Source organism: Paraburkholderia sp. CI2 (assembly GCF_014201055.1).
Classification (GTDB): Bacteria; Pseudomonadota; Gammaproteobacteria; order Burkholderiales; family Burkholderiaceae; genus Paraburkholderia; species Paraburkholderia tuberum.
Map to the genome: position 1 here is coordinate 25730 of NZ_JACHDL010000002.1, position 14526 is coordinate 40255.

The window sequence follows — 14526 nt, forward strand, 5'->3', positions numbered from 1 at the left end:
CCTCAGCGGCCGGAGGCTGCCGTCGCGGCGAGGTCCGCCGCCTGCATCGAACCTTTCGCGCCGACACGCGCCGGCGCGTTGCGCAACGCATGCCGCCGGCCGATCGCGTGATACTCGATGCCGAGTTCGAGCAGCACGTCCGGCTCGTACAGATTGCGGCCATCGAAGATCAGCGGCGTCTTCAGGATGCGCTTCAGCGCATCGAAATCTGGACTCTTGAAGACCTTCCATTCGGTCAGGATCACGAGCGCATCGACGCCGCTCGCCGCTTCCATCTCTTCGCTCACGAACGAAAGTCGCGCATGCTGCTGCGGCACGTCCTTCAGATCGAGCGCGAGCACGCGCTTCGCTTCGTCGATCGAGACCGGGTCGTAGGCCTTCACGCGCGCGCCGCGGCCCAGCAGCCCGGCGATCAGCTCGCGGCTCGGCGCCGCGCGCATGTCGTCGGTATTCGGCTTGAATGCGAGACCCCAGACGCCGAACGTGCGGTCCGACAGATCCTCGCCCAGACGCGCGACGATCTTCTGCGCGAGGATCTGCTTCTGTGCATCGTTGACCGCTTCCACCGCTTCGAGAATGCGCAGGTTCGCGTTGTGGTCGGCCGCGGTGCGGATCAGCGCCTGCACGTCCTTCGGAAAACAGGAGCCGCCATAGCCGCAACCCGCGTAGAGGAAGTCATAGCCGATGCGCGGATCGGAACCGATGCCGCGGCGCACCGCCTCGATATCCGCGCCGACGCGATCGGCCAGATTCGCGAGCTCGTTCATGTACGAGATACGTGTCGCGAGCATCGCGTTGGCCGCGTACTTGGTGAATTCGGCCGAACGCACGTCCATATACAGCGTGCGCTCGCGATTGCGGTTGAACGGCGCATACAGGCGCTTCATCAGTTCGCGCGCCTTTTCGCCGGGCACGTCCTCGTCGCAGCCGAGCACGATGCGATCGGGCCGCGTGAAGTCTTCGACGGCCGCGCCCTCCTTCAGGAACTCCGGATTCGACACGACCGAGAACATCTGCTCGACGCCGCGCGCGGCCAGCTCGGCGGCCACCACTTCGCGCACGCGCGATGCGGTGCCGACCGGCACCGTCGATTTGTCGACGATCACCTTGAAGCCGGTCATATGGCGGCCGATGTTGCGCGCGGCCGCGAGCACGTATTGCAGATCGGCGGAACCGTCCTCGTCGGCCGGCGTGCCGACCGCGATGAACTGGATGTCGCCGTGCGCGACCGCGGCCTCGACGTCGGTGGAGAACGTCAGGCGCTTCGCGCGGCGATTGCGCGCGATGATCTCCTGCAGCCCCGGCTCGTGGATCGGCACGCCGCCGTTGTTGAGCACGTCGATCTTGCGCGCGTCGACGTCGAGACAGAACACGTCGTGGCCGATGTCGGCCAGACACGCGCCGGTCACGAGGCCGACATAACCGCTACCGATGATCGTCAGGTTCATGGATTGCACCTCGGTAAAAAAGTTGATTCAGGAATGCGCTCGCGCGATGCGTGGCATCGGCGCGGCCCGGCACCCCGCGTTCAATAGGCGTTGCTGCCCGCGAAGCCCTTCCACAGCGTCAGCACGACGATCTTGATGTCGAGCCAGAAGGTCCAGTGCTGCATGTAGTACAGATCGAGCTTTACGCGGCCCATCATCTTTTCGATGCGATCGGTTTCGCCGCGATAACCGTTGATCTGCGCCCAGCCGGTAATGCCCGGCTTGATCCGGTAGCGGTGCATGTAGCCCTTCACCAGATCCTTGTAGATGTCGTCGTGCTCGAGCGCATGCGGACGGGGACCGACCACCGACATCTCGCCGCGCAGCACGTTGATGAATTGCGGCAGTTCGTCGAGGCTGGTGCGGCGCAGGAACGCGCCGACCGCAGTGATGCGCGGATCGCGCCGCGTCGCCTGGGTGATCTTGCCGGCCGCTTCCGTGTGGACCTTCATCGAGCGGAACTTGAAGATCTCGAACTCGCGGCCGTCGATCCCCTTGCGCCGCTGGCGGAAAAACACCGGCCCCGGCGAGCTGAGCTTCACCATCAGCGCGATCGCGAGCATCAGCGGCGCGAGTGCGGTCAGCGCGCCCAGCGCGAACACACTGTCGAACACGCGCTTGGGCAGCACGCGCAGATCGGTGATCGGCGAGGCGGCCAGATTGATCGCGGGCACGCCGAGCAGCTCGACCATCGGCTGATTGAACAGCGTCAGGCTGCCGACGTCAGGGATGAAGCGGATGTTCACGAAGTCGTTGCGCAGATCCATCACGAAGCGATGGATCGCCTTCTCCTTCGAGATCGGCAGCGCGAGCCACAACTCGCGGATCGCGCGCTGCCGTACCAGTTCGATCATGCGCTGATAGTCGCGCTCGACCGGCACGCCCGCGACCGCGTGCGCCGCGTCCGGGTCTTCGTAGGGATTGATCGTGCCGTCCTCGTCGAACACGACGACGGGCTTGAAGCCGGCTTCGGGACGGCCGCGCATCTGTTCGATCAGGAAGCGGCCGTACGGCGCGCCGCCGACGATCGCGACCGCGCGCTGATTGAAGCCCTCGCGGCGCAGCCCGCGCAGGATCGAATAGACGATCACCTTCGTGACGACCAGCAGCACGATCGACGCGAGCGCCCAGTAAACGAGCCACAGCCGCGACAGGCTGTCGGCGCGGTGCACGCTGAAGCTGATCAGCACGCCGGTCACTTCGACCATCAGCCAGCCGCCCGTGACGCGCGACAGCAGATCGTAGAGCGGCTTGCCGCGCCACGACTGATAGATGCCGAGCGGCGGGAAGAACACCACCACGAGCAGGCAGCCGAACGCAAGCGACACGCTTTGCATATCGTCGAGCCATACCACTCTGCCGCTGTGCACGCCCGCCGCCAGCACCGCGGCGAGCGCGACCATGGCGATGTCGATGATTCTCGCTAGAACGCTCAGCATGCGCCGCCCCTCTGTTCGTCAGTCAAGTGCGATCCGTCGGTTGGTTGAAATGGCTGTTGCATGCGGGTTTCATCGTTGGGCTTTTTTATTTCCGATCTGCCTGGCGGCGCGACTGGACTGAATGAGCCTGAATGGACAGACCGCAAAATCCGAATGCGAATGAGTGAATACCCTTGTTCATACCTCAATAAAGCGGTATTAAAATTCCCACGACAAGACCGCAAAAAATCTCAAATTGTATCGGTCAAAATTTCGGCATTTTTTATGCATTTTGTGCGGTAATTGTTGCCGCAATGGGCCCGACAGAAGGTTCCGGGAAGCCCATTCGAGCGCTTTCACATAGAATCTTTCGCTTTGCCAACAGTTCTGGCGCGAAGCTCGGGCTCCACTCGTCCTGTCATTCTTGCGCATCATTAAGCGAAAAAAATGCTTGCTGATTTTTTCAGGTAATTTTTATTTATAAATAAATAGACGAGCCATTTTTTGGTGAATTTCGAATGAATGCGACGCGCCTTTTATCGGAATTGTATTTAACACGCTTTTATTGATTCGCGACTTCGTGATAAAACTCGACGCATTCATCCAGCCTCGAGGAGAGTTCACCATGACAGCTCCGGCCCCGGTCACGCCTGCCGGCACCCGTCCCACCCCCGCCCAATCGCCCATGCCCTCAACCGCAACCAGCGTCAAGCTCAAGGTTCATCCCGTGATTCTCGCGGGCGGCTCGGGCACCCGGCTGTGGCCGATGTCGCGCGAGCAGCATCCGAAGCAGCTGATCGGCCTGCTCGGCGAAGAGTCGCTGCTGCAATCGACGACCCGCCGTCTCGATGGGCTCGAAGCCGGTTATCCGCTTGCCGGCCAGCTCGTGGTCGTCGCCAATGAAGAACAGCGCTTCACGACGGCCGAACAATTGCGCACGAGCGCCAAGCCGAGCCGGCTGATACTCGAACCCGTGGGCCGTGACACCGCGCCCGCGTTGACGGTGGCCGCGTTGTCCGTCGCCGCGCACGATGAAGACGGCATCATGGTCGTGATGCCCGCCGATCACGCGGTCACCGACAGCGCAGGATTTCACGCGGCGGTCGCCGCCGGCGTACAGCATGCGGCCGCTGGCCATATCGTCACCATGGGAATCGTGCCGACGCGTGCCGAAACCGGCTACGGCTATATCCGCATCGGCGCGCCGCTCGGTTCTGACGATGCGCAGACCGCAGCAGCGGCTCGCCCCGTCGCGCATCGCCTCGACCGTTTCGTCGAAAAGCCGCATCTGGAACTCGCGCAGCGCTATGTCGAATCACGCGAATACTGGTGGAACAGCGGTATTTTCATCGTGCGCGCATCGACGTGGCTCAAAGCGATCCGCCATTTTCAGCCGGCCATTTACGAAGCATGCGAATCAGCCTTCGCGGGCAGCACGGCGGACGGCGACTTCTTCCGGCTGCAACGCGATGCGTTCAGCGGCTCGCCGTCGAATTCGATCGACTACGCGGTGATGGAAAAGCTCGGCGCCGATCAGAACATCGCGTCGGGCGTGGTCGTGCCGCTTGCGGCCGGCTGGTCCGACGTCGGTTCGTGGGACGCGATCTGGGACATCAGCGAGAAGGACCCCGATCGCAACGTGAGCCGCGGCCGCGTGATGTTCGAAGGCGCGAACTCCACCTTCGCGCATTCCGAAGGACGACTGATTGCCTGCGTCGGCACGCAGGATCTCGTCGTCGTCGAGACCGCCGATGCGATTCTGGTCGCCGACAAATCACGCGTGCAGGACGTCAAGAAGATCGTCAACCGGATTCGCGAGGATGGCGGGCTCGAAGCGGCCAATCATCGCAAGGTGCATCGGCCGTGGGGCAACTACGATTCCGTCGACACCGGCGAGCGCTTCCAGGTCAAGCGGATCGTCGTGAAGCCGGGCGCGCGGTTGTCGCTGCAGATGCATCATCACCGCGCGGAGCACTGGATCGTCGTGCGCGGCACCGCGCTCGTCACGCGCGGCGACGAACGCTTTATCGTGTCCGAAAACGAGTCGGCCTATATTCCGCTCGGCGTTACGCATCGCCTCGAAAACCCGGGCAAGATGCCGCTCGAAATGATCGAGGTGCAGTCGGGTTCGTACCTCGGCGAAGACGATATCGTGCGCTTCGACGATACGTACGGAAGGCAATGAGGCGCGAGCGGTCGCAATGACGAAGCGGGAACCTGCGGCGGCGCAAAGCGGCCGCGGGACCGCCGGGCTCATCCCACGTATGAGATGAGTTCTTTGTAGGTTGCGGAAAAACGCTCCGCGGTGCCGCTGTCGGTCGTCACCGTGGGCGTGCTTGCCCCGCCCGCGGTCGCGGTGTCCGACGGATAGCGGCGCAGCGGCCCGCGCAATGCATTCAGTGATGGCTTCAGCGGCCCGTGCAACGGCGCGCCGTGATTGCCCGGGTGATTCGCGATGCCATTGACCGATGCCGGTTCCGGCGCATGACGCAGGCCTGACAACGAACGGTCCGCGGACCGCTGCGCAAGGTTCGCCGACGCGGGCGCGGCCGTTGCGTGGACCATCGTCGTGGCCGCCGCGTCGGTCGCGCATTCGCGATCGATCCACTGACGCGCCCAGTCGAGCGCGAACTGCTGCGCGTGCTGCGCATCCGCGAAGCGCGGGCCGACGAGGCCAGAGCGCTCGACGCGCTTGCCGTCCCTGATGATCTCCGCCCACCCGCGATACATCGCGTTCGGTACTTCCTCGACCACCACGTAGATCAGATAACCGCGCGAATCGGCGACCTGCATGCCGCGCGGGGCGAGGCCCAGCGTCAGCGACGGGCGCGGGTCGTCGACCGTTCCGGATGCGGCCGGTTCGACGCGCATCTCCGCTGCCACTGCGGACGTCGCGAACGCCGATGTCGCCACCGCGCTCGCCGGCGCAAGCCCCGACAATTGCCGCGTGATGTCGCCGATCGGATCGGCCGTACGCCATTGGCTCAACGCGCTCGCGACGCCGGGCGCCTGCCACGACTCGGGACTCTTCCACGACACGCCGCGCAGATTATTGTCTTCGCTCGGGCTCGGGGTTTGCGCAATCGGTGCCGCGGGTCTGGCCGTAACGGGGGGCGCCGGTTGGGGAATGTATGCGAAGGTACGCCCGCTCTGCGACAGCAGACGGACCATCTCCAGCAGTGTGCCGTTCAGTTGCCACTCTTCGAAGCGGCGGCGGCAGGTGGGACCGGACGGATAGCGGCCCGGCAGCTTCGACCACGGCTCGCCGGTGGTCATGATCCACAGCACGGCATTCGTCACGATGCGCGGTTCGGCGCGCGGCCGGCCGCGCCGGTTCAGACGGACGGCCGGCTCGTCGGAGACGAGCGGCGCGAGCAGCGCCCATTCGTCGTTGTTTAGCTCATCGAAAAACATTGGATTTTCTCCACGCGGCCTGGCCTGGCCGCGGCGTTGGGCCTGCCACGGGTTCTCAGCGTTCACGACCCGTGTGCGGCCCTCGGTTGCACAAATTTGTTTGGTCCGTTCGGCTCGCTGGAGCAGCCCGCCCACACGTGGTGCGGCTCTTCCCTATTACGAAGCACAAAACGCGGTCTCACTCGTGCGTGGGAAAATTTGTGCACGAAGCATACCATTCCAATCTTTGCATGAGTACAGTTGAGACAAGTGTTACGGATAGAAACAATCTTGTCGGTTTCGCTGCGTCGATTCTCGTATTGCCGTAACAGAAGCCTCTGCTTATCTGGCATCGGATCTGTCTATTGCACAGCACAATACCGCATGACCGAACAGAATGGGCTTTAGAAATGTAATTGCCGATCCAGCATGCATTTCTATGCACTTTGATGGTTGATGTGAACATCGGTTTCGAGCGTCGGCGAAAGGACTGCGACGCGCCCGCGCGGTGACATGGAGGCAACGGGAGGCGCACACGCGGCGGCCGCGCATGCGCGGAGTTCGAGGCGTGACAGAAGCGACGAAGTCGCTTCGAACGACGTTACGGGCGCACTGGTTTCGAAGCATGCTCGCCGACGACCGTGGTCCATTCGCGCACGCGCCAACGCGTAACCAGTCCGGAGAGTACGTACGGATCGGCGGTAGCAAAGGCCTCCGCCACCGCAGGCGACGCGCCGGTGAAGAGCAGCACCGCACCGTCCGTCGGCTCCGCGAGCGCGCCGGCCAGCAGCAGTTCGCCGCGCTCGGCGGCGGCCCATGCGAGTTTCAGATGCGCGTCACGGTGCTCGCCGCGCCGCTCCAGATAGTCAGGTACCAACTCGTACATCAACAGGTAATGCATGGTGAGTCTCGCGAGGTTGAGGGTCGGCAGGGAGCGGCATGCACCGGAGCGCAGTTGAGGATAACCGCGACTACCGAATTTCATGCCTATTTTCTATTCAGTTGCATTCGCAGCAATATGAACATTCTCATTGCCCGTTAACCATAGATCAAAATAGCGGAAACCGTAATTTAGTTTCAATAAGCTTGAAATAATCGCCCCGAGCAATCTGCATTGCATGACAAAATTCGCGCTCTCGTTCATTCGATTGTTTCAAACGCCGCAGCGCCGGTTGCGCCACGCTGCTCAGGGAAAACGAGCGCGGACCGCTGTCAACCGGAATGCATTTTGAGCCGTTCTGGCAGACGGCATTTGCCATAATGGATGCGCCGATGGGCCCATGGATGCCGTCGTCGCCCGCGCGCATGAACGATCAGAAACGTTTCCACCACCGATGGAGTGTCCCATGAAAATCCAATCCGCTATCGCCACGCTGGTGTTGGGCGCGGTACTCGTATCGCCGGCGTTTGCGCAGAACAGCCAGCAAACCAAGATGGCCGACTGCAACAAGCAGGCCGGCGACAAGAAAGGCGACGAGCGCAAGGCGTTCATGCAAACCTGTCTTTCCGCAAAGCCGGCCGCCGCCGCGCCGATGAGCCAGCAGGACAAGATGAAGGTGTGCAACAAGCAGGCGGGCGACAAGAAAGGCGACGACCGCAAGGCCTTCATGAAGACCTGCCTGTCCTCCTCGGCGCCGGCCAACTGAGCGAAAGGCGGAGCCGTCCCTCACGCCGGCGCCCTCCGATCGACGCGGCGCCGGCGCATCGTTGCGCCCACGCGGCGCTCCGATCGAGTCCCCCCGCTTCGTCGTCCACCCGCCGCAACGCGCCGTTTTCTTCTATGATGGCTGCGGAGACGGCCCACCCTCACTCATATAGAACTAGACAACTACGCGGGCCGCCATCTTGTCGTTGGTGCTACTGAGCATCGATCGGAGGCAAGGATGGTATCGAAGCACAAAAACCGCTGGTTAAGGCGGTGGTTGCTGGTCATCATATTCTGGGCCGTGCCTGTGGCGATCGTCGCGGTCAACGAGATCCGCGAGGAAATGTCGTACAACGCGGTCGATCTCGACCGCGCGCTCACCACCTGGAATTTCACCCAGGCGCAGCGCGCCGCCGGGGCGCCCGCGCATTGCCATGGCAAGCCCGACGAGGCCAAGGCGGCCGGCTGCCCGGCCGACGTGCTGGCCGCCAACGCGTCGCGCCAGCAGGACGCGATCAACGAATACAGCGTGCGCCGCTCGACGCTATTCGCCTATCTGTGGCACGCGTTTGTCGGCTATTGGATGGTGCCGGCGGCTATGCTGTTCGCGATCGGCGCGATCATCGGCATGGTGCGCCGCGCGCTGCGGCGCCCGCCCGCGGTCAAGAGTCCGGCGAATCACGGGTGAGCGGCGGCCGCGCCGCTTGCACTTCGCCGCAATTTGCCGCGCAGAAACAACATTCTCATTGCCATGTCGATGGGCCGCCGCGCGACGCGAATCGGTAAAAACCGGCGCATCGTGCGGCCACGCCGAAGCGTCCCCACGATCGCCGCGACTCGGGCGCTGTTCGGCGTCGCCCCTCGGATCGTCGCTCGACGCGTGCCTGGAAGTCGCGCGCAAGGCCGGTCAAATTTACTGGGAAGACTTCTTGCGGTCAGGCTCAAACCCTTGTCCCATAAGGCTTTTCGCGTTGTGACGCAACGCGCCTTTTGCACCAGCCTGTGTTATAACTCAAAGGCAACCAGGCGACACCACGACGGTTGCGCCCCGGATCCATGACGGAGAAAAACGATGCAAAGACGACACTTCATGTTGAAGACGACCGCTGCGCTTGCTTTCGGAGGCCTTGCACTCGCCGGGTGCACGACGACGGGCAACACGCCGGACAATGCTCATATCGACGCCTCGAAACGACAGTCGATCGACGCCAGCGTCGACGGCACGCTGTCCAAGCTGTTCACGACCGTGCCGGGCTCGCGCGAGCTGGTGTCGAAGGCGCGCGGCGTGCTGGTGTTCCCGTCGGTGCTGCAGGCGGGCTTGATTGTCGGCGGCCAGTATGGCGAAGGCGCATTGCGGGTGGGCGGCGCGACGGTCGGCTACTACAGCACCGCGTCGGGCTCGTTCGGCTTGCAGGCGGGTGCGCAGTCGAAGGCGATCATCTTCCTGTTCATGACGCAGGATTCGCTCGATAAATTCCGCAACGCGGAGGGCTGGTCGGCCGGCGTCGATGCATCGGTCGCGCTCGTGAAGATCGGCGCGAACGGCGCCGTCGACACGACCACGGCCACCGCGCCGGTGCAGGTTTTCGTGTTGACGAACGCGGGCCTGATGGGCGACGTCTCGCTGCAAGGCACGAAGGTCACGCGGCTGAAGATCTGAGCGCGCTCATCGGCGCGCTCCACTGATCACTTGCGCGCATCGCGGCGAAGGCCGCGCGGAGGACCCTGTGCGGGTCGTCGCGCGGCCTTTTTGTTATGGATGCCGACGCCGACGCTCGGGAACGGAAAAACTCGCGCGAAAAAAAACGGCGCCGCGCATCGCGCACCGCCGTCCTTCGCTTCGACAGGTCCCAACGATCCCGCGTCAACCGCCCGACGAATCGACCACCTTGAACCTCGAGCGCTTCTGTGCGCGAATCACCGACTGATACGCCTCCACATACTGACGCGCCATCCGGTGCGACGTGAAGCGCTCCTCGAAACGCCGCCGCACGCCCGCGCGCGACACCTTGTGCAGCCGGTTCACGGCCGCCACCGCGCCGATCTCGTCCTCGACGATGAACCCGGTCATGCCCTCTTCGAGCACTTCGGGCACCGAGCCGCGGTTGAACGCGATCACCGGCGTGCCGCAAGCCATCGCCTCGATCATCACGAGACCGAACGGCTCCGGCCAGTCGATCGGAAACAGTAGCGCATGCGCGCCCGACAGAAACTCGGCCTTCTGATGATCGGCAATCTCGCCGATGTACTCGACGTACGGCAGGTCGAGCAACGGCCGGATATCGCGCTCGAAGTACTCGCGATCGGCCGCATCGACCTTGGCGGCGATACGGATCGGCATGCCGCAGCGGCCGGCGATGCGGATCGCCGTATCGACGCGCTTTTCCGGCGAAATCCGGCCGAGAAACGCGAGGTACTTCTGCTCGACCGGTTGCGGCGTATAGAGCTGCGCCGGCAAGCCGTGATAGACCGTGGTGAGCCAGTGCGCCTGCGGCAGCGGATGACGCTGAGCGTTCGAAATGGAGATCACGGGCGCGGTGTTGAACGTGTCGAACACCGGCTGCTGCTCGGGCAGATCGAGCCGGCCGTGCATCGTCGTGACGAACGGCGTGTCCTGCCGCTTGAATACCGAGAACGAGTAGTAGTCGAGGTGGAAATGCAGCACGTCGAACTCTTCGGCCTGGCGGCGCACGAGTTCCATCAACAGCATATGCGGCGCGATGCGGTCGCGAATGCCCGGATCGAGCCGCAGCGCGCGAGGCCACACCGCTTCGAGCTTCGCGCTCGTGACGGAGTCGCCGCTCGCGAACAGCGTCACGTCGTGGCCCTGCTCGACCAGCGCTTCGGTGATGTACGACACGACGCGCTCCGTGCCGCCGTAGAGCTTCGGCGGCACCGATTCGGTCAGCGGGGCGATCTGCGCAATCTTCATATTGTGTCTCCGTGAGCCGGCGGCTGGCGCGCAATCGCGATGCCGTCGGCGACGCCGAGTATGACAGCGCCATGACGTCGGAACAATGCGCGCGGTCCCTAAGCGTCGCATGCATCGTCGCTACGGGGAATTATTCCCTGGCATCGGTCGAAGAGCCGCAGGTCTTGCAATTGCTCGGTGCTGTTACAAACGGCTTACATCCGGTGACACGCGGCCACGCGCCGGGTTTGCGCGGGCTTTGGGCCGTCGCCGCGCCGTCATTGGTGGCCGCCGCCCTCGCCCGACCCGCGCACGGGCATGCTGCGCAAATCCCTGAGGAAGCTGTCGCGCCACACTCCGAGATCGTTCTTACGCAGCGCGGCCATGTTGATCTCGTGACGCCGCTGGCGCGCGTCGAGCGGCATTTGCAGCGCGCGTTGCAAGGCCTCGCACATGCCGATCGCATCGTGCGGATTGACGAGCAGCGCGCCGGAGAGCTCGGCGGCCGCGCCTGCGAAAATCGACAGCACGAGCACGCCGGGATCGTCGGGATTCTGCGCGGCCACGTACTCCTTCGCGACGAGGTTCATGCCGTCGTGCAGCGGCGTGACGAAGCCGATCTGCGACTCCCGAAACAGCGACATCAGCTTCCAGCGGTCGTACTGCTGGTTCAGATAGCGGATCGGCGTGTAGTCGAGCCCCGAGTAGCGGCCGTTGATGCGCCCTGCCTCGTATTCGAGATCCTGGCGGATCTTCTGATAGGTCGCGACGTCCGAGCGCGTAGGCGGCGCGATCTGCACGAGCGTGACGTTGCCGCGCCATTCGGGCGAGCGTTCGAGCAGCAACTCGAACGCGCGAAAGCGCTCGACCAGTCCCTTCGAATAGTCGAGCCGGTCGACGCTCATGACCAGCTTGCGCCCCTCGAGGCTTTGCTTCAGCTCGAGCACGTGCTGGCGGCTTTCGTAGCGCTTGGCCTGCTCGGCGATTTCGTCGGGGAACACGCCGATCCGGTAGACGCCGGTGCGCAGCTTGCGCCCGAACGCCTCGACGATGCCGTCCGCGCTCACCGTGCCGCGCGCGTGACGCGTCACGTAGTCGTGGAATGCCTGCTGGTCGGTGGCGGTCTGGAAGCCGAGCAGGTCGTAGCACGACATCGACTTCACCAGTTCCTCGTGCGGCGGAATGTTGAGCAGGATCTGCGGCGCGGGAAACGGAATATGCAGGAAAAAACCGATGCGGTTCGTCACGCCCTCGCTGCGCAGCGCCTCGGCAAACGGGATCAGATGGTAGTCGTGAATCCAGATGATGTCGTCGGGTTCGAGCAGCTTGACCAGCTTGTGAGCGAGCCATGCGTTGACGCGCCGGTAGCCCGCGTACTCCTCGCGCTCGTAGCGCGCGAGGTCGTTGCGGTAGTGGAATACCGGCCACAGCGTCGCGTTCGAGAAGCCGCGGTAGTACTGGTCGTAGTCCTTGCGCGTGAGGCCGACGGTTGCGAAGGTCACCGCGCCGTCCTGCTCGAGCATCGGCCCCGCGTTGGCGACCGTTTCGCTGACTACGTCGCCGCTCCAGCCGAACCAGACGCCGCCTGCATCCTTCAGCGCGCCGAATACGCCGACCGCGAGTCCGCCCGCCGATCCCTTGGTCTCCGTCGGCGTCGCGACGCGATTCGACACGACGATCAATCGGCCCATAGTGCATGTTCTCCGTCATTCTTGCGATGCGCCGCGACGCCTGAGCAGGCGTGGCGCGCCCGTGAGCAGCAATCGGCGTGCCCGCGCACCGCCGGGCTTGCCGAGGGCGGTCGCCGCTCGCCGCTCGCGATACCCAACTCGCGATTTGCCACTCGCCACGCGCGATTCGCGATCCGCAACGCCCGGCTAAGCCTGCTCCTTCGCCTTCTGCGCGAGCTCGCCCGCGCCAGTGCGGCCGATGCGGCTCGCCACCGGATCGGCTTCGGTATGCGCTGCGGTGCTGCCGGCTGGCGCCTGCCGGCTGCGCGGCAGCCAGTCGCTCGGGCCAGCGCCGCTCGTCTCCAGCTCCGCCGACACCTCGGCACGCGTTCGCGGCAGGTATTCCGGGTAATGCCGATGAACGAAATCGAGCAGCCCTTCGCGCACGCGGCAGCGCAGATCCCACGCAAGGCCGGAATCGGGCGCGCTGACGAGCGCGCGCAACTGCATCGCGCGCTCGGTGCAGTCCGTCACCTGCAGCACCTGCACGCGACGGTCCCACTCGGGCGCGTTCTCGACGATGCGCGCAAGCTCCTCGCGCAGCGGCGCGAGCGGCATCCGGTAATCGACGAACAGGAACACGGTGCCGATGATCTGCGAGCTGCTGCGGGTCCAGTTCGAGAACGGATTTTCGATAAACCATTGCAGCGGCACGATCAGCCGGCGCTGGTCCCACAGCCGCACCGACACGTACGTGCCGGTGATCTCCTCGATGCGTCCCCACTCGTTCTGGATCACGACGACGTCGTCGAGGCGAATCGGTTGCGACAGCGCGATCTGCAAACCGGCGATCAGGTTGCCGAGCACCGGCCGCGCCGCGATACCGGCGACCAGACCGGCGACACCCGCCGACGCCAGCAGGCTCGCGCCGATCTGCCGCACGTTGGGCAGGGTCATCAGCGCACCGCCGACACCGATGATCACGATCACGATCATCACCGAGCGCGCGAGTACGCGCGCCTGCGTATGGATGCGGCGCGCCTGCAGGTTATCGGCGGAATCGAGCGGATGGGCGCGGATGATCGCTTCGCCGATCGCCGCGGCCGAGCGCACCGACAGCCACGTCAGCGCGGCGATCAGCGCGATGCCGGTGATGTCGCGCACCGGTTCGATGAAGTTGAGGGTGTCGGGTGCCTCGGACCAGACCCACGCGAACACGAGGATCACGAGGGCGAACAGCGACGGCTTGTCGATGTAGCGCAGCACGACGCTCGTCAGCGCGTGCGGCCGCGCGAGACGCTTCACGATGCGCGCGCCGAAGCGGTGAATGCCGCTCGCCACGATCGCCACGATGGCCGTCACGATCAGCGTGCCGAGCCACGTATGCAGCGGCGCGGCCGCCACGCGGTAGAAGTCGTCGATAGTAGGCATAACGGGCATCTTCCTCCGGGCTCGATGAGAGGCGGCGCGCCTGGGCGTTACAACGGCTTCTTCGATGCGCCGCGCTTATCGATCAGCCGCCGCTCTTGCAGGGAAACGCCTTGCCGAGACCCAGCGAAATCGCCGTGCTCGCGTTGTAGCCCGCGGCGTTCGGGTTCTCGGCGATGTACTTGCGCACCGCGTCGGTCAACTGCGCCGAGCGCGCATCCGGCGGCAGGCAGAAGTACTGGCCGACGCGCGGACCGGTGGTGCCGCCGATCGCGTCGATCGTGTTGAAGATGCCGTCGGCCGCGCCTTCGATGTAGGCCGCGCAGGCGCTACGCGAAGCCACGTCCGTCTTGGTGCACAGCTTGTTGAGGTCGCCTCCCGTAAACGCGGCTGCCGAAAGCGGCAAGGCAAGCGCGCCGGCGAAAATCAAAGCCCGCAGCATGGTGTTCCTTTCCAGGGTTGTTTATTCACGCGGTCTTTCTGCCGCGTCCGGACGGCGCGCTACGCGGCGCGCCGAAGTCGTCATTCTGCACTGTTTTACGCGGCGGCAGCAGGCCGGCAGCCGCGCGGCTCG

General features: G+C 64.3%; 13 protein-coding genes. 4 read left to right on the plus strand and 9 right to left on the minus strand.

Features of this window, described 5'->3' with window-relative positions:
* Positions 1–2: 2 nt before the first annotated feature.
* Positions 3–1448: a UDP-glucose/GDP-mannose dehydrogenase family protein gene (locus tag HDG32_RS03885; protein WP_184063491.1), complete on the minus strand. Its 1446-nt coding sequence runs from the start codon at positions 1446–1448 to the stop codon at positions 3–5.
* An 80-nt stretch (positions 1449–1528) separates the two neighbouring features.
* Positions 1529–2926 carry an undecaprenyl-phosphate glucose phosphotransferase gene (locus HDG32_RS03890; protein WP_184033583.1) on the minus strand — a complete coding sequence of 466 codons (1398 nt, stop codon included), beginning with the start codon at positions 2924–2926 and terminating at the stop codon, positions 1529–1531.
* Positions 2927–3530: 604 nt separating this feature from the next.
* On the opposite strand from HDG32_RS03890, the gene HDG32_RS03895 reads away from it, so the two are divergent.
* Positions 3531–5090 (plus strand): mannose-1-phosphate guanylyltransferase/mannose-6-phosphate isomerase, encoded by a 1560-nt coding sequence (locus HDG32_RS03895; protein ID WP_409340000.1) that lies wholly within the window; start codon positions 3531–3533, stop codon positions 5088–5090.
* A 68-nt stretch (positions 5091–5158) separates the two neighbouring features.
* On the opposite strand, the gene HDG32_RS03900 is transcribed toward HDG32_RS03895, so the two are convergent.
* The 3 genes from HDG32_RS03900 to HDG32_RS03910 all read right to left on the minus strand — a co-directional run bounded on the left by HDG32_RS03900 (position 5159) and on the right by HDG32_RS03910 (position 7605).
* Positions 5159–6319, minus strand: coding sequence for a transposase (locus tag HDG32_RS03900; RefSeq protein ID WP_184063494.1), 1161 nt, complete (start codon positions 6317–6319; stop codon positions 5159–5161).
* Between the two features lie 580 nt (positions 6320–6899).
* Positions 6900–7199 carry a YciI-like protein gene (locus tag HDG32_RS03905; protein ID WP_018418036.1) on the minus strand — a complete coding sequence of 100 codons (300 nt, stop codon included), beginning with the start codon at positions 7197–7199 and terminating at the stop codon, positions 6900–6902.
* A 148-nt stretch (positions 7200–7347) separates the two neighbouring features.
* On the minus strand, positions 7348–7605 hold the full coding sequence (locus tag HDG32_RS03910; RefSeq protein WP_184063496.1) for a hypothetical protein: 258 nt from the start codon (positions 7603–7605) through the stop codon (positions 7348–7350).
* A gap of 39 nt (positions 7606–7644) precedes the next feature.
* Here HDG32_RS03910 and HDG32_RS03915 point away from each other — a divergent pair, with 39 nt between their 5' ends.
* The 3 genes from HDG32_RS03915 (at position 7645) to HDG32_RS03925 (ending at position 9603) form a co-directional block, all read left to right on the plus strand.
* Positions 7645–7944, plus strand: coding sequence for a PsiF family protein (locus HDG32_RS03915; protein ID WP_184063499.1), 300 nt, complete (start codon positions 7645–7647; stop codon positions 7942–7944).
* Between the two features lie 237 nt (positions 7945–8181).
* On the plus strand, positions 8182–8631 hold the full coding sequence (locus tag HDG32_RS03920) for a hypothetical protein (protein WP_184063502.1): 450 nt from the start codon (positions 8182–8184) through the stop codon (positions 8629–8631).
* A 384-nt stretch (positions 8632–9015) separates the two neighbouring features.
* The gene (locus HDG32_RS03925) at positions 9016–9603 is read left to right on the plus strand and encodes a YSC84-related protein (protein WP_184063505.1); all 588 of its coding nucleotides are present in this window, start codon (positions 9016–9018) and stop codon (positions 9601–9603) included.
* Positions 9604–9807: 204 nt separating this feature from the next.
* On the opposite strand, the gene HDG32_RS03930 is transcribed toward HDG32_RS03925, so the two are convergent.
* The 4 genes from HDG32_RS03930 to HDG32_RS03945 form a co-directional block, all read right to left on the minus strand.
* Entirely contained in the window at positions 9808–10875 is a 1068-nt protein-coding gene (locus tag HDG32_RS03930; RefSeq protein WP_184063508.1) for a glycosyltransferase family 4 protein, read from the minus strand.
* 257 nt (positions 10876–11132) lie between these two features.
* The gene (gene otsA, locus HDG32_RS03935; protein WP_184063511.1) at positions 11133–12545 is read right to left on the minus strand and encodes an alpha,alpha-trehalose-phosphate synthase (UDP-forming); all 1413 of its coding nucleotides are present in this window, start codon (positions 12543–12545) and stop codon (positions 11133–11135) included.
* 186 nt (positions 12546–12731) lie between these two features.
* Positions 12732–13955 carry a mechanosensitive ion channel family protein gene (locus tag HDG32_RS03940; RefSeq protein WP_184063514.1) on the minus strand — a complete coding sequence of 408 codons (1224 nt, stop codon included), beginning with the start codon at positions 13953–13955 and terminating at the stop codon, positions 12732–12734.
* An 82-nt stretch (positions 13956–14037) separates the two neighbouring features.
* On the minus strand, positions 14038–14394 hold the full coding sequence (locus HDG32_RS03945) for a Rap1a/Tai family immunity protein (RefSeq protein WP_090804794.1): 357 nt from the start codon (positions 14392–14394) through the stop codon (positions 14038–14040).
* Positions 14395–14526: the final 132 nt, after the last annotated feature.